General features: G+C 67.4%; 27 protein-coding genes and 1 tRNA gene. 15 read left to right on the forward strand and 13 right to left on the reverse strand.

Annotation, left to right across the window (positions count from 1 at the left end):
- Positions 1-19: 19 nt before the first annotated feature.
- The 7 genes from JF543_RS06250 (at position 20) to JF543_RS06280 (ending at position 5,859) form a co-directional block, all read left to right on the forward strand.
- Positions 20-1,462, forward strand: a complete 1,443-nt coding sequence (locus JF543_RS06250) for an NAD(P)/FAD-dependent oxidoreductase (RefSeq protein WP_179411428.1) — start codon at positions 20-22, stop codon at positions 1,460-1,462.
- Positions 1,463-1,547: 85 nt separating this feature from the next.
- A tRNA-Leu gene (locus JF543_RS06255) sits at positions 1,548-1,620 on the forward strand.
- A 41-nt stretch (positions 1,621-1,661) separates the two neighbouring features.
- On the forward strand, positions 1,662-2,237 hold the full coding sequence (locus JF543_RS06260; protein ID WP_206550234.1) for a DUF1697 domain-containing protein: 576 nt from the start codon (positions 1,662-1,664) through the stop codon (positions 2,235-2,237).
- Positions 2,234-2,623 carry a DUF1304 domain-containing protein gene (locus tag JF543_RS06265; RefSeq protein WP_206823279.1) on the forward strand — a complete coding sequence of 130 codons (390 nt, stop codon included), beginning with the start codon at positions 2,234-2,236 and terminating at the stop codon, positions 2,621-2,623. Before JF543_RS06260 ends, JF543_RS06265 begins: the two co-directional genes overlap by 4 nt.
- 28 nt (positions 2,624-2,651) lie before the next feature.
- Positions 2,652-3,911, forward strand: coding sequence for an amino acid deaminase/aldolase (locus JF543_RS06270; RefSeq protein ID WP_206823283.1), 1,260 nt, complete (start codon positions 2,652-2,654; stop codon positions 3,909-3,911).
- On the forward strand, positions 3,908-5,221 hold the full coding sequence (locus JF543_RS06275; protein WP_206823285.1) for a D-arabinono-1,4-lactone oxidase: 1,314 nt from the start codon (positions 3,908-3,910) through the stop codon (positions 5,219-5,221). Before JF543_RS06270 ends, JF543_RS06275 begins: the two co-directional genes overlap by 4 nt.
- 71 nt (positions 5,222-5,292) lie before the next feature.
- Positions 5,293-5,859, forward strand: a complete 567-nt coding sequence (locus JF543_RS06280; RefSeq protein WP_179411423.1) for a LemA family protein — start codon at positions 5,293-5,295, stop codon at positions 5,857-5,859.
- A gap of 38 nt (positions 5,860-5,897) precedes the next feature.
- Here JF543_RS06280 and JF543_RS06285 read toward each other — a convergent pair whose 3' ends face one another.
- Positions 5,898-7,193, reverse strand: a complete 1,296-nt coding sequence (locus tag JF543_RS06285) for a winged helix-turn-helix domain-containing protein (RefSeq protein WP_206823287.1) — start codon at positions 7,191-7,193, stop codon at positions 5,898-5,900.
- 69 nt (positions 7,194-7,262) lie between these two features.
- On the opposite strand from JF543_RS06285, the gene JF543_RS06290 reads away from it, so the two are divergent.
- Both JF543_RS06290 and ilvA read left to right on the forward strand, forming a co-directional pair.
- Positions 7,263-8,459, forward strand: coding sequence for an AI-2E family transporter (locus JF543_RS06290; protein ID WP_206823290.1), 1,197 nt, complete (start codon positions 7,263-7,265; stop codon positions 8,457-8,459).
- Positions 8,456-9,685, forward strand: a complete 1,230-nt coding sequence (gene ilvA, locus JF543_RS06295) for a threonine ammonia-lyase (RefSeq protein ID WP_179411420.1) — start codon at positions 8,456-8,458, stop codon at positions 9,683-9,685. Before JF543_RS06290 ends, ilvA begins: the two co-directional genes overlap by 4 nt.
- A gap of 85 nt (positions 9,686-9,770) precedes the next feature.
- Here the strand turns inward: ilvA and greA are convergent, their stop codons facing one another.
- The gene (gene greA / locus JF543_RS06300) at positions 9,771-10,259 is read right to left on the reverse strand and encodes a transcription elongation factor GreA (RefSeq protein ID WP_179411419.1); all 489 of its coding nucleotides are present in this window, start codon (positions 10,257-10,259) and stop codon (positions 9,771-9,773) included.
- A 121-nt stretch (positions 10,260-10,380) separates the two neighbouring features.
- Positions 10,381-10,767: a DUF4307 domain-containing protein gene (locus JF543_RS06305; protein WP_179411418.1), complete on the reverse strand. Its 387-nt coding sequence runs from the start codon at positions 10,765-10,767 to the stop codon at positions 10,381-10,383.
- Positions 10,768-10,841: 74 nt separating this feature from the next.
- Here JF543_RS06305 and JF543_RS06310 point away from each other — a divergent pair, with 74 nt between their 5' ends.
- Positions 10,842-11,090 (forward strand): hypothetical protein, encoded by a 249-nt coding sequence (locus JF543_RS06310; protein ID WP_179411417.1) that lies wholly within the window; start codon positions 10,842-10,844, stop codon positions 11,088-11,090.
- Positions 11,091-11,099: 9 nt separating this feature from the next.
- Here the strand turns inward: JF543_RS06310 and JF543_RS06315 are convergent, their stop codons facing one another.
- Positions 11,100-11,573 (reverse strand): S-ribosylhomocysteine lyase, encoded by a 474-nt coding sequence (locus tag JF543_RS06315; RefSeq protein ID WP_179411416.1) that lies wholly within the window; start codon positions 11,571-11,573, stop codon positions 11,100-11,102.
- A gap of 66 nt (positions 11,574-11,639) precedes the next feature.
- Positions 11,640-12,326 carry a PAQR family membrane homeostasis protein TrhA gene (trhA, locus tag JF543_RS06320; protein ID WP_179411926.1) on the reverse strand — a complete coding sequence of 229 codons (687 nt, stop codon included), beginning with the start codon at positions 12,324-12,326 and terminating at the stop codon, positions 11,640-11,642.
- 139 nt (positions 12,327-12,465) lie between these two features.
- On the opposite strand from trhA, the gene JF543_RS06325 reads away from it, so the two are divergent.
- The gene (locus JF543_RS06325) at positions 12,466-13,248 is read left to right on the forward strand and encodes an isoprenyl transferase (protein ID WP_179411415.1); all 783 of its coding nucleotides are present in this window, start codon (positions 12,466-12,468) and stop codon (positions 13,246-13,248) included.
- A 290-nt stretch (positions 13,249-13,538) separates the two neighbouring features.
- Positions 13,539-14,846, forward strand: coding sequence for a PhoH family protein (locus tag JF543_RS06330; protein ID WP_347401146.1), 1,308 nt, complete (start codon positions 13,539-13,541; stop codon positions 14,844-14,846).
- 146 nt (positions 14,847-14,992) lie between these two features.
- Here JF543_RS06330 and JF543_RS06335 read toward each other — a convergent pair whose 3' ends face one another.
- The 8 genes from JF543_RS06335 to xseA form a co-directional block, all read right to left on the reverse strand.
- On the reverse strand, positions 14,993-15,721 hold the full coding sequence (locus tag JF543_RS06335; RefSeq protein WP_206823294.1) for a hypothetical protein: 729 nt from the start codon (positions 15,719-15,721) through the stop codon (positions 14,993-14,995).
- 62 nt (positions 15,722-15,783) lie between these two features.
- Positions 15,784-16,344: a hypothetical protein gene (locus tag JF543_RS06340; RefSeq protein WP_431522699.1), complete on the reverse strand. Its 561-nt coding sequence runs from the start codon at positions 16,342-16,344 to the stop codon at positions 15,784-15,786.
- Between the two features lie 160 nt (positions 16,345-16,504).
- Positions 16,505-17,245, reverse strand: a complete 741-nt coding sequence (locus JF543_RS06345; RefSeq protein ID WP_242519406.1) for a type IV toxin-antitoxin system AbiEi family antitoxin domain-containing protein — start codon at positions 17,243-17,245, stop codon at positions 16,505-16,507.
- 202 nt (positions 17,246-17,447) lie between these two features.
- Positions 17,448-18,869 carry a class II fumarate hydratase gene (locus tag JF543_RS06350; RefSeq protein ID WP_206550223.1) on the reverse strand — a complete coding sequence of 474 codons (1,422 nt, stop codon included), beginning with the start codon at positions 18,867-18,869 and terminating at the stop codon, positions 17,448-17,450.
- Positions 18,866-19,540: a carbonic anhydrase gene (locus JF543_RS06355; RefSeq protein ID WP_179411410.1), complete on the reverse strand. Its 675-nt coding sequence runs from the start codon at positions 19,538-19,540 to the stop codon at positions 18,866-18,868. The genes JF543_RS06350 and JF543_RS06355 overlap by 4 nt, the downstream gene beginning before the upstream one ends.
- Positions 19,537-20,178: a DUF4245 family protein gene (locus JF543_RS06360; protein ID WP_179411409.1), complete on the reverse strand. Its 642-nt coding sequence runs from the start codon at positions 20,176-20,178 to the stop codon at positions 19,537-19,539. The genes JF543_RS06355 and JF543_RS06360 overlap by 4 nt, the downstream gene beginning before the upstream one ends.
- The gene (locus JF543_RS06365; protein ID WP_179411408.1) at positions 20,175-20,414 is read right to left on the reverse strand and encodes an exodeoxyribonuclease VII small subunit; all 240 of its coding nucleotides are present in this window, start codon (positions 20,412-20,414) and stop codon (positions 20,175-20,177) included. Before JF543_RS06365 ends, JF543_RS06360 begins: the two co-directional genes overlap by 4 nt.
- 1 nt (position 20,415) lies before the next feature.
- Positions 20,416-21,693, reverse strand: coding sequence for an exodeoxyribonuclease VII large subunit (gene xseA / locus JF543_RS06370; RefSeq protein ID WP_206820809.1), 1,278 nt, complete (start codon positions 21,691-21,693; stop codon positions 20,416-20,418).
- A 117-nt stretch (positions 21,694-21,810) separates the two neighbouring features.
- On the opposite strand from xseA, the gene JF543_RS06375 reads away from it, so the two are divergent.
- From JF543_RS06375 to JF543_RS06385, 3 genes are read left to right on the forward strand one after another with little or no spacing between them, the layout of a single operon-like run.
- Complete coding sequence (locus JF543_RS06375; RefSeq protein WP_206821692.1) at positions 21,811-22,863, forward strand: 4-hydroxy-3-methylbut-2-enyl diphosphate reductase; 1,053 nt, start codon at positions 21,811-21,813, stop codon at positions 22,861-22,863.
- Entirely contained in the window at positions 22,860-23,417 is a 558-nt protein-coding gene (locus JF543_RS06380; protein WP_179411406.1) for a DUF6264 family protein, read from the forward strand. The genes JF543_RS06375 and JF543_RS06380 overlap by 4 nt, the downstream gene beginning before the upstream one ends.
- A gap of 37 nt (positions 23,418-23,454) precedes the next feature.
- Positions 23,455-24,732, forward strand: coding sequence for a hypothetical protein (locus JF543_RS06385; RefSeq protein WP_206820808.1), 1,278 nt, complete (start codon positions 23,455-23,457; stop codon positions 24,730-24,732).
- The last annotated feature ends 34 nt before the right edge of the window (positions 24,733-24,766 follow it).

The raw sequence follows: 24,766 nt of genomic DNA on the forward strand, positions 1-24,766 counted from the left end.
GACGAGGAGTTGTCCCCCTGTGCCTCAGAACAGCACTGCACCCCGCATTCTGATTGTCGGTGGAGGCTACGCAGGTTTCTACACCGCATGGAAGCTTGAGAAGCACCTTCGCAAGGGTGAAGCTGATGTGACGATGGTCGACCCGCTGCCGTACATGACGTACCAGCCGTTCCTGCCCGAGGTCGCCGCCGGTTCGATCGAGGCGCGCCACGCTGTCGTCGCGCACCGTCGCCACCTCAAGCGCACCAACGTGATCACCGCGAAGGTCACCGGCATCGACCACGCGAACAAGGTCGCCACGATCACGCCGCCGGTCGGCGAGCCGTACGAGTTCGCGTACGACCAGATCGTCGTCACCGCCGGTGCCGTCTCGCGTACGTTCCCGATCCCGGGCATCGCAGACAACGCCATCGGGCTCAAGACCATCGAAGAGGCCGTCGCCGTTCGCGACCGCCTGCTGTCGAACTTCGACAAGGCGGCCTCGGTGCCGGCCGGTCCCGAGCGCGACCGTCTGCTGACCGTTGTCGTCGTCGGTGGTGGCTTCGCGGGTATCGAGGCATTCGCCGAGCTGCGCTCGCTCGCCTCGTCGCTGATCGCGAAGTACCCGCAGCTGTCGTTCGAGGACACCCACTTCCACCTCATCGAGGCGATGGGGCGGATCATGCCCGAGGTCTCGCTGAAGACCAGCGAGTGGGTGCTGAAGGACCTCGCCAAGCGCGGCGCGAACGTGCACCTCGACACTCAGGTCACCGGCGCTGTCGACGGCAACGTCGAGCTCTCGACCGGCCAGGTCATCCCGACCGACCTGATCGTCTGGACGGCCGGCGTGATGGCCAACCCCACTGTCGTTCGTGGCGGCGACCTGCCTGTCGAAGAGCGCGGCCGTATCCAGACCCGTGCAGACCTGCGCGTCGGAACCGCCGAGGAGCCCGTCGAGGGTGCCTGGGCCGCCGGTGACGTTTCGGCTGTGCCGGACCTCTCGGGTGGCGGGGTCGGCGGCTACTGCGTGCCGAACGCCCAGCACGCCGTGCGTCAGGCGAAGGTGCTCGCGAAGAACCTGGTGGCCGTGTTGCGCGGCGAAGGCACCCGCGAGTACTTCCACAAGAACCTCGGCGCCGTGGCCGGTCTCGGCCTGTACAACGGTGTCTTCCAGTCGGGCAAGATCGCTCTGAAGGGCTTCGTCGCCTGGCTCGCGCACCGCGGATACCACGGACTGGCGATGCCGTCGTGGGAGCGCAAGTGGCGCGTGCTGTGGGGCTGGTGGAACAACCTGTGGCTCGGCCGCGACATCGTCAACCTCGAAGCCGTGCAGCAGCCGCGCGCGGTGTTCGAGGAGTTCGCGGCACGCCCGCGCCCGGCGGCCGCTGCGGCACCGGTCAAGGACGCTGCCGTGAAGGACGCACCCGCAAAGGACGCTGAGAAGACGTCGGCTGAGAAGCAGAAGGTCGCGGCGGGAGCCTGACCCTCTGATCGAACGCCTGCAGGGCCCGCGCGAGATGTCGCGCGGGCCCTTTGCGTGTCTCGGGCCTGGGTAGGCTGAGACCTGCGCCCCTATAGCCCAACGGCAGAGGCAGGCGACTTAAAATCGCTTCAGTCTGGGTTCGAATCCCAGTGGGGGCACGGAGTGACGCAACTCTGCGGGCTGCCACTATCGTGTGCAGATGGAGTCTGTCGCGTTCTTTCGCAACATGAACCTGGGGCACGCGGGAAGCCCCGGCCGGGCCACGCTTCTTAGCGCCTTCGCCGATGCGGGAGCAGCTCAGGCCAGATCGTTTCAATCCAACGGCACAGTGATCTTCGACGCAGAAGATCCTGCCGCGACGGCGCAGCACGTCAGGCAGCTGTTGAGCGGGACCTATGACGACGCGGTGATGGTCCGCAGCCTCGACCGTGTCGAGCAGATCATCGCTGACTTCCCGCCTGTCGAAGCCGGCAACGATCACTACCGGGAGATGATCGTCTTCTACGATCGTGTCGTCCCCGGCGCCGACGCGCTGCATGCCGGAGGGCGAGACGGACTCGTCCAGCTGCTGCGCGTCGATGCCGACGCGGTGAGTGGTCTCATATGGAAGCCGAAGAACACTGCCGGCAACATGACGGCTGTGGTCGAAGCAGCGCTCGCGCTGCCGTGTACTGCTCGCACGCTGGGCACGCTGCAACGTCTGTTGAAGCAGGTACGGGGCCGCGCCGACGTGGTCGCCCCGCACGGAGGCACAGGAAAGGAACTCCGATCATGATCGTTGCAGGGCTCGTATTGGCATCCGCTGCCGCGCTGGTGCATGTCTTCATCTTCTATCTGGAGTCCATCGCGTGGACCAGCGCGCGTGCGCGAAAGATCTTCGGCACCGGCACCGTCGAGCAGGCCAAGACGCAGAAGGAGCTCGCCTTCAATCAGAGCTTCTACAACCTCTTCCTCGCAGTCATCACCATGCTCGGAACCGTGTTCTTCGCCGCGGGCGCGCACACGGTCGGCGCGACGCTGGTGTTCACGGGCACCGGCTCGATGGTCGCCGCGAGCCTTGTGCTGCTGCTGTCGAGCCCGGACAAAGCGGGAGCAGCGTTGAAGCAGGGCGTGATTCCGCTGCTCGGCGTCATCGCCCTGGCTCTCGGTCTCGCACTCTGACGACGCGATCGCCCCGTATGGTGGAGGGGTGCTCGACCTCACCGCTGAACGGAGTCCGAACGCCGACGCCCGCGCTGACGCACGTCCGCAGACGGCCGCGTGGCGGTCGCCAGAGCGTTATTGGCGCTCGCTGAGTGATGCGACGGCGCACCTGCCAGCGCCGGTCGCGATCATCGAACAGGATGCGCTGCGGTACAACGCGCTCGACCTTCTGGTCCGTGCCGGGGGTTTGCCGATCCGCGTCGCGACGAAGTCGGTGCGCGTGCGGGCCGTGCTCGATGCCGTGCTCGCCATCCCGGGCTATCGCGGCATCCTGTCCTTCACGTTGGCCGAAGCGCTGTGGCTCGCCCAGGAACACGACGACATCGTGCTCGGGTACCCCACGGTCGACCGCGCGGGGCTGGCGACGCTCGTCGCGGATGAGAAGCTCGCCTCACGCATCACACTGATGATCGACGACATCGCTCATCTCGATCTGATCGATGCCATCGCCGCTCCGGGTAGCCGTCCCGAGGTGCGCGTTGCGATCGATGTGGATGCGTCCTTGCGTTCTGCGACCCTCGGGCACGTCGGGGTACGTAGGTCTCCGTTGCACACGGCTGCCGACGTCGCCGGGTTCGCACGTCAGGTCGTCCGCCGCCCGGGGTTCCGGCTCGTCGGGTTGCAGATGTATGAGGCCCAGATCGCCGGACAGGGTGATGCTGCAGGTGCCGATGCTCCGCTGATCCGGATGGTGCAGGCGCGCTCACGCGAAGAACTGCGCCAGCGCCGTGCTGAGATCGCGGATGCCCTGCTTGGTGTCGCGCCGTTGGAGTTCCTCAACGGCGGGGGAACCGGTTCGCTCGAGTTCACCGGCAGCGACCAGTCCCTGACCGAGGCGACGGCCGGCAGCGGCCTGCTCGCCGGGCACCTGTTCGACGGCTATCGGTCGTTCTCGCCTGCGCCCGCGACAGCATTCGCGTTCGACGTCGTGCGCAAGCCAGAGCGCGAGATCGCCACGGTACTCGGCGGCGGATGGATCGCCTCCGGCCCCGCCGCCGCCTCTCGGCAGCCCGCGCCGGTGTGGCCTCCGCGTCTGCGCACGCTCCCGAGAGAAGCAGCCGGTGAAGTGCAGACGCCGTTGCAGGGCACAGCCGCGGGCGATCTGCGGATCGGCGACCGGGTATGGTTCCGGCACGCGAAGAGCGGTGAACCCGCTGAACGCATCAACACGTACCATGTGATCGCCGACGGGGCCGTCATCGGAGAGGTCCCGACGTACCGAGGAGAGGGGAAGGCCTTCCTATGACGCGACCCGGGGGAGTCTGGCAGAACTGGGGCCGCTCAGCCACTGTGCGCCCGGTGCGCGTGGAACGGCCGCGATCCCCCGAGGGCGTGCAACGTGCGGTCAAGGCCGCCGTCTCGCAAGGCCTGACGGTGAAAGCCGTGGGCGCGAGTCACAGCTTCACCGGTATCGCCGTCGCCCCCGGCGTGCTACTGGAGCTCGACGACCTGCAGGGCCTCGTTTCGGCGGATGCCGCCAGCGGACGGGTCACACTGCTCGGCGGCACACGCCTGCACCGCATCCCGGGTCTGCTGCGCCACTACGGTCTCGCGATGGAGAACCTCGGCGACATCGACCGACAGTCGATCAGTGGGGCGATCTCGACGGGAACGCACGGCACCGGCACAGACTTCGGCGGGATCGCCACTCAGGTGCGCGGACTGACCCTCATCACCGCGGAGGGGGAGTTTCTGCGCATTGACGAGACGCACAACCCCGAGCTGCTGCCGGCGGCAGCACTTGGTCTCGGTGCGCTGGGCATCATCGTCGAGGTCACGCTGCAATGCGTTCCCGCGTTCATCCTGCAAGCGATCGACGAGCCCGCCCCGCTCGACGACGTGCTCGCCTCGGTGCATGAGCGCGCCGTCGCGCACGATCATTTCGAGTTCTACTGGTTCCCGCACACCGAGGTGGCGCTGACCAAGACGCAGACCCGCCTGCCGGAATCGGCACGACGACTGCCGCTCCCGCGCCTCGGCAAGTGGGTGGATGAGACGCTGCTGTCCAACGGCGTGTACCGCGTCGTGTGCGCCGCGGCGCAGGCGGTGCCGGCCATCACCCCTCGGTTCAACCGGCTTGCCGTGCAGCTGACCGGTGACCGCGAGTACACCGACCGTTCCCACACCGTGCTCACACAACGTCGCACCGTGCGCTTCCGAGAGATGGAGTACGCCCTCCCCGTCGACCAGCTGGTGCCCGCGTTCCGTGAGCTACAGCAACTGATCGCCGACCGAGGGTGGCGCATCGAGTTCCCCATCGAGGTAAGGTTCGCGGCGGCCGACGACCTGTGGCTGTCGACCGCGAGCGGGCGGGCCAGCGCTTATGTCGCCGTGCACCGGTACTGGCGTGCCGATCCGCGCGAGTACTTCGAGGCCGTCGAACAGATCATGCTGCAGCACGGCGGGCGCCCGCACTGGGGCAAGCTGCACACGCTCGGCGCTGAGCAGCTGCGCGAGCGCTACCCGCGGTTCGACGACTTCGTGGCGTTGCGCGACCGCCTGGATCCCGAGCGGCTCTTCGGCAACCGGCATCTGGAACGCATTCTCGGCGCGTGACGTACCGTGCCGCCCAGCGGACGTGCAGTGACGGGCGCATAGGATGGATCTCGATCCAAGAGGGGGACCGCATGGAATGGCTGTGGCCGGTACTGATCGTCGTCGGCGTGCTGGTGCTCGTCGGTATCTATCTCTGGTCGACGTACAACTCGCTGGTGCAGCTCAACGTCCGCGTCGACGAGGCCTGGAGCGGCATCACCGTGCAGCTCAAGCGGCGCGCCGACCTGATCCCCAACCTCATCGAGACGGTGCGCGGTTATGCGGCGCATGAAAAGGCCGTCTTCGAAGGAGTGACGCGCGCACGCGCCGAAACCCTTTCTGCCAGCGGCCCGGCTGAGGCCGGCGTCGCCGAAGGTCACCTGCAGCAGGCGCTGCGCAGTCTGTTCGCCGTCGCCGAGGCATATCCGCAACTTCAGGCGAGCCAGAACTACCTGCAGTTGCAGCACTCGCTCGTCGATACCGAGGACAAGATCCAGGCGGCCCGTCGCTACTACAACGGTGGCGTGCGCGAGCTGAACACGAAGATCAAGGTCTTCCCGAACAACATGTTCGCCCGGGGGATCGGCTTCAACGAGCGCGAGTTCTTCGAGGTCGCCGACGACGGTGCGGTCTCCGAACCGCCGCGCGTCCAGTTCTGAGCCGCGAACTCAGCACTCTTCTTCTGGCAGCAGAAGCTTCAGATCGCGCTGACCACTTCACGCGGGTGCTCGTGCCGATCAACCGGCGTCTCCTGGCCATGCAGGGCGTGCGCGATAGCATCCGAGGCATCGCCCCAGCCCGAGACGCTCAGACGTTCCAATCCCTGCCAACGCGCCGCGCGCACCAACTCTTCCGCCACACGGGGAGCGTCGCGCTCGGCGACGGCGTGCGGTTCCCACCAAGCCGATTGCACACGCAACACCGAAGCCGCACGGTCGGCTTTCAGGTCCACGCGGGCGACGATCCGGTCACCGACCAGAACAGGTAGCGAGTAGTAGCCGTAGCGGCGCTTCGCCGCGGGCACGTAGATCTCGATGCGATAGTCGAGGTCGAAGACGCGCAGCGCACGATCCCGGAACCAGATCACCGGATCGAACGGCGTCAGCAGCGCGGCTCGGTCGATGCGCCGAGCGACCACGGCGTCGCGGTGTCGCCACGTGGGCAGAGGTCGACCGCCGCGCTCCCAGCCGCGCACCGACACCGGCTCGAGCTCACCGGAATCGACGAGCTCGTCGACCGCGGCGCGCACTCCGGCCTGATCCCGCAGCCGGTAGTAGTCGTTGAGATCGGCCACCGTCGCGACGCCGTACGAGCGCGCAGCGCGGCGCACCAGTTCGCGCACCGCATCGGCCCGCTCGATGGTCGTGTTGCGCACCTCGGCCGGGATGACCTGCTCGGCCAGGCCGTAACGGCGTTCGAACCCGATGCGTCCGGCGATCGCGACCTCGCCGCACCGCCACAGATGCTCCAGAGCGAGCTTCGCGTCGTCCCAGTCCCACCAACTGCCGCGTTCCCGGGGTGCGTCGTCGCGCAGATCGGCGGGACGCAACGGTCCGCGATCGCGCAACTCCGCGCGCACCCAGTCGAGGGTACGGGTATGCACGTGACCCCACTCGTCGGGGGAGGAGATCCGTTGCTGCCAGCCGCGCATGCGGAATCCCCACAACGGCCAGTCATCGACGGGCATGAACGTCGCCTCGTGCGCGAGGTACTCGACGTAGTGGGTGGTGCGCGACAGGAACGTGCGATCCAGCATTGACGTCGGATACGCACCCAGCCGCGAGAACATCGGCATGTAGTGCGAGCGCGCGAACACATTCACCGAGTCGATCTGCAGCACGCCCAGCCGATCCATCGTGCGGTGGAAGTGCCTGGGGGCGACGGACGCGGGCATCCGACGTGAGAATCCCTGCGCCGCGAGCGTGATGCGCCGGGCTTCGGATGCTGTCAGCGTGTCCGCGCCGCGGCGCGGCGGCGTGCCGGTGGGGGTCATGCGGCCAGGCTAGCGGGCACCGCCGACATGGTTCCGGAACGCTCAGGCGCGCGTACGTAGAATTGCACAATGAGCGACAACCCCAGGCCGAGGTTCCGCAATCCGTTCCGTCATGAGCCGCCGTCCACTCATCGAACCGTGCAGATCGAGTCCGATGAGGCCGTGCCGTGGCCGCTTCGTGTGACAGCCGCCTACTCGTGGCGTCTGCTGGTCATCGCGGGGGCCGTCGCACTGTTCATCTGGCTGGTCATGCTGCTCAAGCTGCTGGTGATCCCCCTGATGATCGGCATTCTCATCACCGCCCTGGTGTGGCCCGGCTTCCAGCTGATGGTGCGCGCTCGCTTTCCCCGGTGGCTCGCGATCACGATCACCATCGCGGGCACGCTCGGCATCGTCGTCGGGCTCTTCTGGCTGGTCATCTGGCAGGTGCGCCTGCAGCTGCCAGACGTGCAGGCCAAGACACAGGAAGCACTGGACCAGTTCCGCCTGTTCCTCGTCGATGGTCCCCTCCACCTCTCGGCCGAGCAGATCGACGGGTACATCCAGCAGGGACTCAACTTGCTCACCGAGCAGGCTTCGCTGCTGTGGAACGCGGCCGGCGCGGTCACGGGCACGGCGGCGCACATCGTCACCGGAACACTGCTCGCGTTCTTCATCCTCATCTGCCTGCTCGCCGACGGCGGAGGGATCTGGCGCTGGACGCTGAAGGTCTTCCCGCGCCGCGCGCGGCCGGCCGTCGACGCTGCGGCGACCAACGGCTGGGCTACCGTCGTCAACTACGCCCGCACTCAGCTCGCCGTCGCCGCGATCGACGCGGTCGGTATCGGCGTGGGGGCGGCGCTGCTGGGCGTGCCGCTGGCCATCCCCGTCGCGGTGCTGGTGTTCCTCGGCGCGTTCGTCCCGATCGTCGGAGCGGTTCTGACCGGCACGTTCGCCGTCTTCCTCGCTCTGGTCTACAACGGCTGGTGGATCGCGCTCGCGATGCTCGGCGTCGTGCTGCTGGTGCAGCAGGTCGAGGGGCACGTGCTGCAGCCGATCATGATGGGCGCCGCCGTGAAGGTTCACCCGCTGGCTGTCGTTCTCGTCGTCACGGGCGGTGCGATGATCGCCGGCATCCCCGGCGCGTTGTTCGCCGTGCCGCTGGCCGCGTTCGTCAACGTCGCCGCCGTGACCATCAGCACTGGTGCCTGGCGCACCGGTGAAGAACCCCAAGCTGACCTGATCTGGAGCACTGTGCCGCGTGAGCGGCCGAGGAGGAACCGATGACCGCCGCCCCGAGCCTGGCCGAGTTCAGAGCCGCAGCAGACAGCCTGGACGGGGTGATCTCGCACACTCCTATCGAGCTCTCCCGCATGCTCAGCGATGCGCTCGGCGCGCCGGTGCTGCTGAAGATGGAGAACCTGCAGCGCACCGGGTCGTTCAAGATCCGCGGGGCGACGTACCGCCTGGCGCAGCTGACGCCTGAGGAGCGCCTGCGCGGCGTGGTCGCGGCGTCGGCAGGAAACCACGCCCAGGGCGTCGCGCTGGCCGCACAGTCGCTCGGTATCCCGGCGACGATCTTCATGCCGCTCGGTGTGCCCGTCCCGAAGCTGTTGGCCACCCGTGGCTACGGTGCTGAGGTCGTGCTCGAAGGCGAGACCGTGGCGACCTCGCTGCGGCTGGCGGCCGAGTTCGCCGAGCGCACCGGCGCGGTTCTGATCCATCCCTTCGACCACCGCGACGTGGTGATCGGCCAGGGCACACTCGGACTCGAAGTGTTCGAAGACGTGCCTGACGTCGACACCGTCGTGATGGGCATCGGGGGAGGCGGTCTGATCGCCGGTGTCGCCGCGGCCATCAAACAGGCTGCGGCCGAGGCCGGACGCCCGGTGCGCATCGTCGGCGTGCAGGCAGAGAATGCCGCGGCGATGCCGTTGTCGCTCGCGGCCGGGCACCCGGTCGAGATCCAGACACAGCCGACGATCGCGGACGGCATCCTGGTCGCCCAGCCAGGGGCGGTGCCCTTCGAGATCATCAACGAGCTCGTCGACGAGGTCGTCACGGTGTCGGAGGACGACATCGCCCGAGCGCTGCTGGTGCTGCTCGAACACGCCAAGGTCGTCGTCGAGCCGGCAGGCGCGGTCGGCGTGGCCGCGATCCTCGCGGGCAAGGTGAAAGCCACCGGCACGACGGTGCCGATCCTCTCCGGCGGCAACATCGATCCGATGCTGTTGCAGCGCGTCGTCGCGCACGGTCTCGCGGCCTCGGGCCGCTACGCCACCGTGCGCATCCCGCTGCCCGACCGCCCTGGTCAGCTCGCCAAGGTCTCAGAGATCCTCTCCCAGGTGGGGGCGAACGTCATGGAAGTGCTGCACACGCGGCACGGGCACGGCCTGCAGATCAGTGACATGATCCTGCAGTTGTCCATCGAGACCCGCGGACCGGAGCACACGCAGCTCGCGTTCGACGCGCTGCGCGCCGCGGGGTTCGAACCCTCCGTGATGCCAGACTGATCGGCTCGCCGACCGCAAGCACGAAACACGGCGGGATGCGCATCCTAGGGATGCGCATCCCGCCGTATCGCTGTCCTGCGGCGGGTCAGCCGGTGTAGGTTTCGACGCCGATGATCTCGACGGCGATCGCCCGGCCGTTGGGCGCCTCATAGCTCGACTTCGCGCCGATCTTGAGGCCCATGATGGCCTGACCGAGCGGGCTGGCCTCGCTGTAGACGTCGAGGTCGCCACTCGCCTCGATCTCACGGCTGCCCAGCAGGAAGACCTCTTCGTCTCCGGCGATGAGCGCGGTCACGACGGTGCCCGGCTCAACGATGCCACGACTGGTAGGCGCCTCGCCGACCTTGGCGGTCTTCAGCAGCTGTTGCAGGGTGCGGATGCGCGCCTCCTGCTTGCCCTGCTCATCCTTGGCGGCGTGGTATCCGCCGTTCTCCTTGAGGTCGCCTTCTTCGCGGGCGGCTTCGATGCGCGCCGCGATCTCGTCGCGGCCGACGGTCGAGAGGTGTTCGAGTTCTTCGACGAGGCGGTCGTATGCCTCCTGCGTGAGGAACGGTACCTGAGCGTCTGTGGACACAGCGTGCTCCTTCGTGCGGGCCCCTTCAGGGGCTTGAGGACTCCGGGACGTCAACCGACTCCCGGGAATATGCCAAGACGCCCCGGCACGGGCCGGGGCGTCGGTCATCTTGGGGTTGATTCTAAGCGACCCAGCAGGACTTCACCAAACCCGTGGTGGCCTCGGCGACGGTCGGGATGCTGACGTTGACCGCGCTGGTGTGCTCATCCGAGGCCGAGAACTCGACGATCTTCCAACCGACGACGCCGAACTCAACATCGAGCGCCTCGACCGCGCAGGCGACGTCCGCGCCGCGGGGCGCCGTGTACTGGAATGTGAGATCGACGCGGTGCTCATCGACCACCGAGAAGCCGAGGTCATCAGCATCCACGGCATTCATCTGACTCGAGACGGTGATCCATCCGAAGTACGCCACCACGGCGGCGGCGAGAATGCCGCCGATGATCCAGAGCAACGGTCGGCGACCGGTGCGGCCGTATCGCTCATCGAGTTCGCGTGCGGTGGTCACGGGTCTCCTGTGTCTCGAGCGGCGGATAGGCTGGTACTCCCAGGGTATTCGACCTGCGGAGAAAAGGCGGACTCATGATCCTGTTCGGCGAGCAGACCCCGATGCCGACGCCCACGATGACAGTCGATCCCGATTCGGTGACGCCCGGTTTCGCAGGCTTCGCGATCATCGTGCTGATCGTCGTCGCCGTCATCCTGCTCGTGTGGGACATGAACCGCCGCATCCGCCGGGTGCGTTACCGCGAAGAGATCCGCGAAGAGCTGGATGCTGAAGAGGCGGCCCAGCGGGAGGCATCCGACGACGAGGGCGACGCGCGCGCCTGACGTCGCCGGTCAGACGCCGACGCGTGCGAACGCGTCGAGGCTGATCCCCTGATCGAGGATGCGCTGCGACCATGCCTTTGCGGAGTGCAGGCTGTGGTCGCGGTAGTTGCCGCACTCCACAGCCGAGACACCGGGTACATCACTCCACTCGGCGGGCCCCGCGATGAACTCGAGTCCGGCACGGATCGCGGTCACGACATCGGCGACTGCCGGTTCGCCCCACATGATCAGGTGGAAACCGGTGCGGCAGCCGAACGGCGAGATGTCGATGACACCGTCGATGTGGTCCCGCAGCACGCTCGCCAGCGTGTGCTCGATGGTGTGCAGCCCCGCCGTGGGGATCTCGCCCTCGTTGGGCTGGACGAACCGCACGTCGAAGTTCGAGATGGCATCGCCCTTCGGGCCGTGCTCGACGCCGATCAGGCGCACGTAGGGGGCGATGACTGCGGTGTGATCGAGGGTGAAGCTCTCGACGTCGGCCATGGGATGCTCCTTGCTGCGGGGTGTCTCTCGAGCGTAGTCGCGCGGCCGCGTGCGAGTGACAGCGGGTTACGCAGGAAGACCCAGCGACGGGGCGTGCGGCGCGATCGAGATCAGCAGGCACGCGGTCCAGTGGCACAGGAACGCCAGCACCGTGCAGACGTGGAAGATCTCGTGGAAGCCGAAGTGCCCCGGCCACGGGTTCGGCTTCTTCAGCGCGTACACGATCGCGCCGGCCGTGTAGAGCAGCCCGCCTACACACACGAGCACCATCATCGCGACGTTGGCGTTGACCAGGTCGACCATGTACATCACGGCTGCCCAGCCGAGTGCGAGGTACAGCGCGACGTACAGCCAGCGCGGCGCGTGGATCCAGAAGACGCGGAACAGGATGCCGAGAATCGCACCGCCCCAGACCAGGCACAGCAGAAGTACGCCCTTCTCGGGCGGCAACGCCAGCGTCGCGATCGGTGTGTAGGTGCCCGCGATCAGCAGCAGGATGTTCGCGTGATCGATGCGCTTGAGCACGACCTTGGTCTTGGGGCCCCAGTTGAAGCGGTGATAGACAGCCGAGTTGCCGAACAGCAGCAGCGAGGTCGTCATGAACACGGCGGCAGCCCACTTCGCGGGGGCGCCGTCGGCGAGCACGATCAGCACGACGCCTGCGGCGATCGCGATTGGGAACGTGGCGGCGTGGATCCAGCCCCGCCAGCTCGGTTTGATCTCGGCCACGGCATCGACCGCGGCGGCATCCATCAGAGGAAGCTGGGGGACGTCGACGTTGTTCGCGGCTCGGGTGCTCACAGGTTCACTCTACGGTCGGCGGCATTCCCGGGGCCGTACATATCCTGGACGATCACAGGGAGCAGGTCGCGGTTGGGGGTAGCGTAGGCACGTGAGTGCACGCGAGAGCTCGGGGCAGGGACCCCTCTACCGGCTCTACGGAAATCGTCTTCGCCGGCGCATCGATCCGGCGTCCGTTCCGCACCATGTCGCGATGATGATCGACGGCAATCGGCGCTGGGCGCGGCAGTTGGGCTTCGAATCTGCGGCCGACGGGCACCGTGCCGGTGCCGCGAAGATGCGCGAGTTCCTCGGCTGGTGCGATGAGCTCGGCATCCGTGTCGTCTCGCTGTACCTGCTCTCGGCCGACAATCTGACGAAGCGCGACTCGCAGGAGATCAGCGACCTGATCGAGATCATCGCCGAGCTCGCCGACACGCTCTCGCAGCAGGGCAACTGGCGGGTGCAGCACGTGGGTCGCTCGGATCTGCTGCCCACCGAGTTGGCACGTGTTCTGGATGACGCGCAGCAGCGCACCAGCGGACACACCGGCCTGCACGTCAACCTCGCCGTCGGCTACGGCGGGCGCAACGAGATCGTCGATGCTGTGCGCAGCATCATCGGGGCGCACAACGAGTCCGGTGGCACGCTCGACGACCTGGCCGAGCACCTCACTCCCGAGATGATCGGCGAGCACCTCTACACCGGGGGACAGCCTGATCCCGACCTCGTGATCCGTACCAGCGGTGAACAGCGTCTGAGCGACTTCCTGCTGTGGCAGAGTGCGCACAGCGAGTTCTATTTCGTAGAGGCGTTGGGGCCGGACTTGCGCAAGGTCGACTTCCTGCGGGCCATCCGCGATTTCGCAGACCGCGACCGGCGCTTCGGGCGCTGAGACCCGGGCACACAGGTTCTCGGATGCCTCGTCGAGGGCATCCGATCACTTCCCGTTCCCTGAACGTTAAGGCGACACGCCCGCCGCGTCGGTGGCGATCACGGACGTGGCGGGCGTACCTTCAAGGCATCGGGTACCGTACCCGATCGGGTCGGCCACCAGGTTCGCGACTCGTGGCCCCTGGTCGACTCGCTGCAGAGCCGGGATCAGCTCCCGGGAAGTAGGAGTGGATCGTGACCACACGTACAGCGCAGCAGCCGGCCACCAGCCGGACCAACGGGACTCGATCCGTGTCGCAGGACGACACGGATCTTCGCACTTATGTGCTCGACACCTCGGTGCTCCTCAGTGACCCGCAGGCATTGTTCCGCTTCGCGGAGCATTCGATCGTGTTGCCGGTGGTCGTGATCACCGAGCTTGAGGGCAAGCGCCACGACCCCGAGCTGGGCTACTTCGCCCGCCGCGCCCTGCGTCACCTGGATGACCTGCGCATCGAACACGGACGTCTTGACTTTCCTGTAGAGGTCGGTGACGGCGGCACGCTGCGTGTCGAACTCGGCAATGCCGACATGTCGCTCCTGCCTGCGGGCATCCGACTCACCGGCAACGACAGTCGCATCCTCGCGACGGCCGCTCAGCTCGCGCAGGACGGGCAGCGCGTCACAATCGTCTCGAAGGACCTGCCGATGCGGGTCAAAGCCGCGTCGCTGGGGCTGGCCGCCGAGGAGTACCTCGCCGAGCAGGCGGTGGATTCGGGCTGGAACGGCATCACGACTCTCGACCTGTCGGGCGATGAGATGAGCGACCTGTACGAAACCGAGGTGGGCCTCAGCGAGGACGTGCGCGGTGTACCGGTCAACACGGGCCTGATCATCCATTCCGAACGCGGGTCGGCTCTGGGGCGCGTCGTCGGTGACGGCGAGTTCCGGCTGGTGCGCGGCGACCGCGAGGTGTTCGGGATGCATGGCCGTTCGGCCGAGCAGCGTATCGCGATCGATGTGCTGCTCGATCCCGAGGTGGGTATCGTCTCGCTCGGCGGACGAGCCGGCACGGGCAAGTCGGCGCTGGCGTTGTGCGCGGGTCTCGAATCGGTGCTGGAGCGCCAGCAGCAGAAGAAGATCATCGTCTTCCGTCCGCTGTTCGCCGTAGGCGGGCAGGAGCTCGGCTATCTGCCCGGCGATCAGGGCGAGAAGATGAACCCATGGGGGCAGGCGGTCTTCGACACCCTCGGTTCGGTCGTGTCGGGCAACGTGCTCGACGAGGTCATCGAGCGGGGGATGCTGGAGGTGCTGCCGCTCACGCACATCCGTGGACGCTCGTTGCATGACGCGTTCGTGATCGTCGATGAGGCGCAGTCGCTGGAACGCAACGTGCTGCTGACGGTGCTGAGCCGCATCGGACAGAACTCGCGGGTCGTGTTGACGCACGACGTCGGTCAGCGCGACAACCTGCGCGTGGGGCGGCACGATGGCGTCGCGAGTGTGATCGAGACGTTGAAGGGCCATGACCTGTTCGCACACGTGACGTTGCAGCGCTCGGAGCGTTCGGCGATCGCGGCGCTGGTCACTGATCTGCTGGAGGGCAGCGAGCTCAGCTGAGGGGGTCGAGCTCGCCCCGCGCCCGGTTGCCGCGCTGGCAGCCGGGCGCGACGGGGGTACAGTCTGGGGGCTGACACGCCAGATGTCGGACCGTTTCGCGGGTTTGGTCCGACATCCGGAGTGTCGGCCCCCGATTTGTTTCTGTGTCAGCAGCCGGGGGCGGTGGGGTTCTCGGTGCAGGTGTGGGCGACGAGCGCGGTGTGGGCTTCGTAGATGCGGATCGTTTGCGGGGTGCCGGGGATGTCGAGTTGCCCGGTGAGGGGGAACCAACCGACGCCGAGGTCGACCTCGGCGCTGTAGGCCGTGTCGACGCGGGCATGGTAGGTGCCGCGTTCGGCGTAGGTGTGGCTGGTGTCGGTGGGGGTGAACTGGGCTTGGTCGAGGGCGTCCCAGCTTGCGCCGGGGGTGTCGGATGCCTGTGATTGTCCGTCGCCGTAGTGGAAGGTGTGGGTGATGGGGGTGAAGCGGACGCGGATGGGGAAGCCGAACAGTTCGCCGTCACGGGTGTGCTCGGCGGTGTCGGTGGTGAAGTTGGTGGGCAGGCCGGCGACCCCGAGGTTGTCGGGTTCGCCGGTGAGCGTTCCGGGGTCGGGGGAGAAGGAGGCCAGGTCGGTGATCGTGACTTCGGGGATCGACGGGGTGCTGTCTTCGGGGTCGTCCTCACCGCGCTCGACGTGCTCCCAGCAACGGATCATCGAGTCCCAGTTGATCTTGCACTCTTCCGGCGTCGGCTGCCGCGGCGGGACGTAGTCGACCTGGTGGACGGGGGAGCCCGTTCCGCCCTTCGGCGGGCTGGCGGCGCCCGGAGAGGTCTTGCTTCCTCCAACGGCCACGCCGGTGCCGTTGTTCCCCACCAGGACATCCGCGCCACCCACGCCGTTTCCTTCGGGTGGGGGCGATGCGGCGGTGGAAAGCACGAGCATCAAGGCCGCGATGCTTATTCGCCAGCGCACTGTATCGACTCGTCTCGGTCGGCCCTGGAGATGAGCACCTCGTCGTGCGCAACCGCGAATGACACGCGCAGCGGATTGATGTCGGGTCGGGAAGGCGCCACTCGTGACTCCCCATCCTCGCCTAGCACGTCGCTGCCACTCACGTCGACACAGACAGCCGCAACGATCGTGCTGTACGGTGGCTCAGCGTTGGTGCCTTCAAACTTGACCACCGCCACTTCGCCGACCATCGTCAGCGACTCAGCGTGCAATTCAGAGAACGTCTCACGGTCAGCGACCTGGAAGTCGCCGGTGGAGTATCGATACAACGTCTCAAACGTGTTCGGCTCGTTCAGGTCGACGTCATTCAACGCCGCAGTGTACGACCGATACGTCTCCTCCGCAGCGGCGAACGCTTCTTCCTCACTGGCGAAGAGCGGGGTCTCGGTTGGTGTCGGCTCGGGCTGGGGCGAGCAGCCTGCGAGCATCGCGAGCGTGATCCCGGCGCAGGTTAGTGCTGCTGCAGTTCGCAGGCGCAGTGTCGTCTTCGCAGGCGAGGTCATCATCGTCACCCGAACACGGTAGCCCGAACAGCACGACGCCCGCCGAAGTTATCCACAGCCGCGATCATGCGTGATCCCGCAATCTCCGGAGCGCGCGCAGTATGGCGGCCTGGACGGACGCCCAATCGTGGATGATCTGCGCATAGTCGAAGCGCAACGTCTCTTATCCCAGTTGGGATGCGGCAGCATCCCGCTGCAGATCCTTGTGCCGTTTGTCAGGCGCTTCGTGATTCTCCCTGCCATCGGCCTCAAGGATCAGCCGCCCTCCGATGACGAAGTCGACCTTGCCGACGCCGATGATCACGACCTGGCACTCCAATGAGATGCCGAGGACGTGCAGGCGGAGGCGCAGTAGCGATTCCAGACCGCTGTCGGCATCGGGGCGTGCGATCGCCAGCATCCACCGCGCACGAGCTGGCAACGCCTCGCCTATACGCCCCCGCGCCGCACGCGACAGCTTGCCGCGCCGCCATGCCGATTCGAACGAGGCGAAGAACGACTCGGCCCCTTCGCAGTGGTACAGGTGCACCAACGCCGTCTCCACATCGACGGTGCCGAAAGCAGTTCGACCGCGAAAGTAGTGGCTCGTGCACCGGCATCCGACATGCGTGTGAGCGCGACCTCGCCGACCGAGCCACACGTGCGGAGGACCATCTTGGGCAGTCATCACCCACACGCCGTGCTGGCGCAGCGCGTGGGCGCACGTCAGGGCACCGCCGTGCCGTGCGGCATCACTCACCGCGTCGCAGAGGCCCGTGGTGGCGAACACCCCCGGTCGTAGCCGTTCGAGGCGTCCGGACTGGACGGCTTTGCTGAGCTGACCGCGGCTGATGCCGTACTCCTGCAGGCGAACACCGCGGGCAAGGCCACCGAGTCGCGCGACGAGAACCTCTGGATCGAACATGCTTCCAGCATCCGACCGTGCGGCGACGCGAGAGGTGCCCAACTCCGGCAACAGGGGATAACTCGCGGTTTGTATCCGTCTGGGGACAGATACAGAACGGGGGCCGACACACCACCTGTCGGACCGAACCGCATGTTCGGTCCGACATCTGGCGTGTCGGCCCCCGGAATCAGAAACGCGCAGGCGCCCCGAACAACAGATATCAGCCGGCGTGCGTCATGCTCAGCAGGTCGAGCTTCTGGTCGAGCACCTCTTCAGTGATCTCGCCGCGCTCGACGTAGCCGAGCTCGATGACGGCCTCGCGCACGGTGATGCCCTTGGCGACGGAGTGCTTCGCGATCTTCGCGGCAGCCTCGTAGCCGATGACCTTGTTCAGCGGCGTGACGATCGACGGGCTCATGCCCGCGAAAGCGGCGGCGCGCTCGACGTTGGCCTGCAGGCCGTCGACGGTCTTGTCGGCCAGAACGCGCACGGCGTTCGAGAGCAGACGGATCGACTCCAGCAGCGAGGTGCCCATCACCGGGATCGCGACGTTCAGCTCGAACGAGCCGGAAGCACCGGCCCAGGCCACGGTCGCGTCGTTGCCGATCACGCGGGCGCAGACCATCAGCACGGCTTCGGGAACGACGGGGTTGACCTTGCCGGGCATGATCGACGAGCCGGGCTGCAGGTCGGGGATGTGCAGCTCACCGAGACCGGTGTTGGGGCCGGAGCCCATCCAGCGCAGGTCGTTGTTGATCTTGGTCAGCGAGACGGCGATGGTGCGCAGAGCGCCCGAAGCCTCGACGAGACCGTCGCGGTTCGCTTGCGCCTCGAAGTGGTCCTTCGCCTCGGTGATCGGCAGCTCGGTGTCGGCTGCGAGCAGCTCGATGACCTTCTGCGGAAAACCGAGCGGCGTGTTGATGCCGGTGCCGACCGCGGTGCCGCCGAGCGGAACCTCGGCGACGCGGGGGAGAGCCGACTGCACGCGCTCGATGCCGAGGCGCAGCTGACGGGCGTAGCCGCCGAACTCCTGGCCGAGGGTCACGGGCGTCGCGTCCATGAGGTGGGTGCGACCGGCCTTGACGACGTCCTTCCACAGCTCGGCCTTCGCTTCGAGGGCGACGGCGAGGTGATCGAGCGACGGGATCAGGGTGTCGATCAGCGCCTGCGTGACGGCGATGTGCACCGACGTCGGGAAGACGTCGTTCGACGACTGCGACGCGTTGACGTGGTCGTTCGGGTGGACGGTGGCACCCAGGATGCTGGTGGCCAGGTTCGCCAGCACCTCGTTCATGTTCATGTTCGACGACGTGCCAGAACCGGTCTGGTAGGTGTCGACGGGGAACTCGCCGTCGTGCTTTCCGGTGGCGACCTCGTCGGCTGCCTGTGCGATCGCGTCGGCGATGGCGCCGTCGAGCGTGCCGAGCTCCTTGTTGGCGAGAGCCGCGGCCTTCTTGATGCGGGCGAGCGCGGCGATCTGCGTCGACTCCAGGCCCGTGCCCGAGATCGGGAAGTTCTCGACGGCACGCTGGGTCTGTGCGCTGTAGAGCGCGTTGAGGGGCACACGCACCTCGCCCATGGTGTCGTGCTCGATGCGGTAGCCCTGCGAGCTGTCGCCGCTGTGCTGCTGCGTGCCGGTCATTCCGATTCCTCCTTGGACGCGGGGTCGTTCCCCTCGGTGTCGATGCCTACGGTTACTGCGGGTACTGCGGTGCCCTCGGCCAGCCGGTAGTTGGCGCCGACGATTCCGAGACGACCCTCGGCGACGGCGTTGCTGATCAGCTCGGACGAGTGCAGCAGGTCTGCGACGGTGTTGCGCAGGTGCTCGCGGCCGACGAGTTCGGCGTCGATGTCGGCGGGAGTGGTGCCGCCGGTCTCAGCGAGCACCTTGCGGGCTGCGGGCACGATCGGGGCGATGAGCTTCCAGATGCCCGCGGGGAGCGGGGCGGCGTCGATCGCCGTACCGTCGATGGCCGCGCGCACAGCGCCGCAGGAGTCATGCGCTAGCACGACGATCAGCGGAACACCCAGGATCCCCACGGCGTACTCCAGGCTGGCGACGATCGACTCGCCGATCACCTGGCCGGCGTTGCGTACGACGAACAGGTCGCCCAGACCCTTGTCGAAGATGATCTCGGCAGCGAGGCGCGAGTCCGAGCATCCGAACAGCGTCGCGATCGGAGCCTGTCCGTCGGCGAGCTCATGGCGCTTGTTGACGTCCTGGTGGGGGTGCGCAGGCTCACCGGCGACGAAGCGCCGGTTGCCGTCGCGCATCTCCTGCCAGGCCTGTGCGGGCGTGAGCTTCGTGGTCATTCGGCTTCCTCCAGTGCGTCCAGCTGCGTGCTGAGCGATTCGGCGAGCTCCGCGGTCGACTCCGCCGAGCGCGAGCCGTACAGCAGCACATAATCGGGGCCGGCCTGGGTGCCGATCGCGTACGAGATGTTGGCGTCACCGCTCTCGCCGAGATTGAAGACGTCCCATTCGCGACCGTCGATGGTCGTGGTGTCGTCGGCAGCACGGCCCCCGAGCACCTGGGGTGCCCACGAGACATCGGCGCCGAACGCCTGTGCGACGCGGACGAAGCCGCGCTCGTCGTCGGCCGCGGGTGCGAGCGTGACGTTCCACACCGGCACGGCTCCGCCGCCGAGTTCGGCCGCGTTCACACGCCAGAACTCGTCGACGTCAGGAACGATCGCCGGGCGCTGCATGTTGGTCTCGACGTCGGCGGCGATGGCGGCGACATCGATCTCGGGCTTCGGCGTCGGCTCACCGCGGGGCACACCGAAGACAACGATCGCCACGACGCCGACGGTGACGATGAGGGCCGCGATCAGGTTGCGGAACGTCTGGCTGGAGCGGTAGACACGGCTTGCCTCTGCCTTGCGGTCGGCGGTCTCCTGCGGAGTCTCGGCGCGGTTGATGCCCGCGACGATCGGTCGCTCTTTGCTCATTCGTCGTCTCCGTCGGATGCTGACTCGCGGGCCGCGTCGAGGCGGCGCTTCGCGCCGACCAGCCACTCCTCGCAGCGGGCGGCGAGGGCCTCACCGCGTTCCCAGAGGGCGAGGGAGTGCTCGAGCGTGGGGGAACCCTGTTCGAGTTCGGCGACAACGCGCACGAGCTCGTCGCGCGCGGCCTCGAACGACAGCGATTCGACGGGGGAGTCGTTGGGCGCGGTCACACGTCTCATCCTATCCGTCTTCGCTGAGGGCGCCTTCGGAGCGGGCGCGCAGCGCACCGTGCTCGACCGTCACCGTCAGTTCCGTTCCGGTGGGCGCATCGGCAGCATCCGAGACGATGCGTCCGTCGGTCTGCTGCACGATCGCGTAGCCGCGGGCCAGCGTCGCCGCCGGCGACAGCGCCCGCAGGGATGCCCGCAACTCGGCGGTCGCCCGCTGCGCGGCATCCACTCCGCGTCCCACGGTGTCGCGGCCGCGCGACACGAGCAGCCAGATGTCTTGCGCGCGCTGTTCGATGATCGGGTCGGGCGAGCGCAGCACGGGGCGCGATCGCAGCTGTTCGAGCTGGGCGATATCGTGCGCGATCCGCTGCGTCAGGCGGGTCGTTGCGCGTGCGCGCAGCTGTGCGACGATCGCGCGCTGTTCGCCGACGTCGGGCACGACGCGCTTGGCGGCATCCGTCGGGGTCGACGCGCGCAGGTCGGCGACGTCGTCGAGCAGGGGATGGTCGTTCTCGTGGCCGATCGCGCTGACCACGGGTGTGGACGCTGCTGCCACCGCGCGGATCAGACGTTCATCGCTGAAACCCAGCAGAGTCTGCGGGTCGCCGCCACCGCGGGCGATGATGATCACATCGACCTCGGGGTCGGCATCCAGACGTTGCAGCGCCGCGAGCACTTCGGGCACGCTCCGATCACCCTGCACCGCGACGTGCTCGGTGCGGAACCGCACGTGCGGCCAGCGCAACTCGGCATTGCGATGCACGTCCTTCTCAGCATCCGACTTCTCACCCGTGATCAGACCGACGCAATGCGGCAGGAACGGCAGCGGGCGCTTGCGACCGGCGTCGAACAGACCCTCTTGGCGCAACTGGGCGCGCAGCTTCTCGAGGCGCTCGAGTTGATCACCGAGGCCGACGTGCTTCATCGCCGAGACGATGAAGCTGAAATCGCCGCCCTTGACGAAGTAGTCGGCCTTCACGGCCGCGACGACATGGTCGCCGACCGCCAGGTCGCCCGGAATCCGGGCGCGTACGCTCGACCACACCCGGATCGAGATGTGCGCGTCGGAGCGCACGTCCTTGAGCCGCGCGAACACGTTGCCGCCGCGCTGGTTCCACGAGGTGATCTCACCCTCGACCCACACCGTGTTCCAGCGCGCGATGAAGTCGCGGATGGTGCCGTTGAGCCGCGCGACCGATGTCGGGGCATCCGCGGTCGAATCGCGGGGCGCGACCGAGTCGGCGGGTGGCGGCTCGCCGGGCACGGTGGCGGCTTCGAAGACGGTCATGCGTCCATTGTTCCGGATGCCACCGACGGGCCGCGCACCCAGAGCTGCGGCTCCCGGCCCTCGGACAGGCACGCTCGGTAGACTGACGGCGTGAGTACACCCGCCATCTCGCTTCCCATGCCGCAGATCCCCGGACGCCGCCGCACGACCCCGCGCGAGCGCCTCGAGAACCGTCCTGTCGACGGTGAGAAGCGGGTGCTGCTGGCCGCTCCGCGCGGCTATTGCGCCGGTGTGGACCGCGCGGTCGTCGCCGTCGAGAAGGCCCTCGAGCGTTATGGTGCGCCGGTATACGTGCGCAAGCAGATCGTGCACAACATCCACGTCGTCACCGAGCTCGAGCAGAAGGGCGCGATCTTCGTCGAAGAGGTCGACGAGGTGCCCGAGGGAGCGCACATCGTCTTCAGCGCGCACGGTGTCTCACCGGCCGTCGTCGGGGCGGCATCCGATCGTGGCCTGCACGCGATCGACGCGACGTGCCCGCTGGTGACCAAGGTGCACCGCGAGGCCGTGCGCTTCGCGCGCGACGACTTCGAGATCCTGCTGATCGGTCACGATGGTCACGAAGAGGTCGAGGGTACCGCCGGTCACGCGCCTGAGCGGGTCACGATCGTCAACTCGCCTGAAGAGGCCGACACCGTCGAGGTGAAGGACCCGTCGAAGGTGGTCTGGCTGTCGCAGACCACGTTGTCGGTCGACGAGACGATGGAGACCGTCAATCGGCTGCGCACGCGTTTCCCCGAACTGCACAACCCGCCGTCGGATGACATCTGCTATGCCACGCAGAACCGTCAGGTGGCGATCAAGAAGGTCGCCAAGGACGCCGATCTGGTGATCGTGGTCGGTTCGGCGAACTCGTCCAACAGCGTGCGCCTGGTCGAGGTGGCGCTGGAGTACGGCGCCAAGGCCGCCTACCGAGTCGACTATGCCGATGAGGTCGACCAGGCGTGGCTCGACGGTGTCAATACCGTCGGGGTCACCAGCGGGGCCTCGGTGCCCGAGGTGCTTGTCGGCGAAGTGCTCGAGGCGCTCAGTGAGGCCGGCTACGTCGACGTCGAAGAGGTGCGCACGGCCGAGGAGGACCTCATGTTCTCGCTGCCCAAGGAGTTGCGTCAGGATCTCAACGGCAAGCGCGACGATCGCGCTCTCGGCGGCCGAGCGGCTCGCGCATGAGCACGGACCGGCCGCAGTACGGCGAGTACGCGACTCCCGAAGAGCAGCGCGCGCGGGCAGGGTTGCCACCGTTGGAGGCGGATGCTGCCGCATCCGCGCCGGTGATCGCGCCGCCCGCGGCGCAGGCTGTTTCTGCCGACGTCGCTCCGGCATCGCAGTCGGTGGACGCTCGGACGCCCGCAGGACCGATGAACCGTCTGATCACGATCGCGCTGCTGGCGCTCGGCCTGGTCAACGTCCTCACGTCGATCCCCGGGTTCGTCGACCTGGCGACGACGCTCAACCTCTCGCTGCAGATGCTCGGCATCGACGGCGAGTTCTCGAACTTCGCGGCGGCGCGTACCTGGGGTGTGATCTCGGTGCTCGTGATGCTGGCCGGGTACCTCGCCACGGCCTGGTTCTCGTTCCGTCTGCTCAAGCGCGGGCGCATGGCATGGTGGGTTCCGCTGGTCGGTGCCGTGGCCACGATGCTCGTGGTTTCGTTCTGCGTCTCGGTGCCGATGATGGGCGACCCGGCGTTCACGCAGAGCCTGCTGACGCCACCCGCCGGATAGCGCCGGGCGAGGTGTTCTGAACCGGTAGCCTCGAGCCATGGCAGCTGAGCAGACCGCGTTCCAGATCACCTACGCATCGGTCGAATCTCCCGACGGCGACGATCCGACGGTCGCGGCGGAGCGCATCCTGCGCGATGAACGGGTGCTTGCCGCACGACGTGAGTTCGACGGCGACGAGACGGTGCTGCTGATCCCGGTCACCGAGCAGGACGACATCGTTGCTCTCGATGACAACGGGCGGTTGCGCTTCGACCTCTCGGCCCACCGGCTGATCGAGCTGTTCGAGGCCTCGGGTCTCATCCTGCACCTCGCGTACGGCGATGAGGAGGAGTTCGAAGAGGTCGATGCCGAGCTCGACGAGCAGTTCGGCGCGGCGTTCGAAGAGCTCGACGACTCGGCGGTCTCACCCGATGACCTTGCCGGCTTTGGAATGCCGGACGATGACGATGACGATGACGATGACGACGATGACGACCTGTTCCAGCCGGAACCGGTGCGGGTGGCGGAGTTCTCGCGCCGCGGCCCCTGGGCGGCGCGTGCCACCGCGCAGCTGCTGGGCACCGAGGTCGACTACCTCGAAGCGGGAACGTGGTCGATGTACGACTACCGCACCGGTCAGCCGCACGTCGCACTCACCAACGGACGCGCCGATCTGCCGGTGATCGAGGTCAACCGGCCCGAGTACGGCGAGGCGTGGGTCGAGGTGACCGCGCCGAACGGAGCGACCGCGATGGTGTGGCCGAACGCCGAGCAGCACACTCGCCCCGTGCTCGACCTCGACGCGATCGAGGTACCCGAGAGCGCCGAGGTGTACCGTCGCATGCTGACGGAGGCTGATGGCATCGGCGATGAGCTGATCGAACTCGGCATGGGCGCCGCGATCGACCTCGACGCCGCTCGTCGGGCGTGCCTGCCCGAGGTTCTCGGCGGTGTGGTCGGCGCAGATGAGCGGCTGCGTGCCTTCGTCGCGGCCTTCGACGTGCCCGTCGCGCTGATCGAGGCCGGCCTGGGCGAGCAGACGACGGGGCGGCGGTTCGTCGCCCGTGGGTGGGGACGCACGCTGGTGGACTTCTTCGTCGCGGGCATGGGCGAGACGACGGCGCTGACACGCCGCGATCGACCGGTCGCCCGTTTCTCGCGGTTCGTGCGCAAGCGCCCGCTGGTCGGCATCTCGATCGCCGTCGCCGAGCTCACCGCCGGTGTGGCTTTCACGCGGACGCGGTCGCGTATCGGTCGCGGAATGGGCATCCTCCTGATCATCGACGCGATCGCAGACCTCGCCATCTGGGTCGTGCGACTGCGCCGCCGCCGCTGACCCCCGCTGACGCTCTGTCCGCAGGCAGTATCGT

Origin of the sequence: Microbacterium esteraromaticum, assembly GCF_017303215.1 — a bacterium.
GTDB classification, from domain to species: Bacteria; Actinomycetota; Actinomycetes; order Actinomycetales; family Microbacteriaceae; genus Microbacterium; species Microbacterium esteraromaticum_C.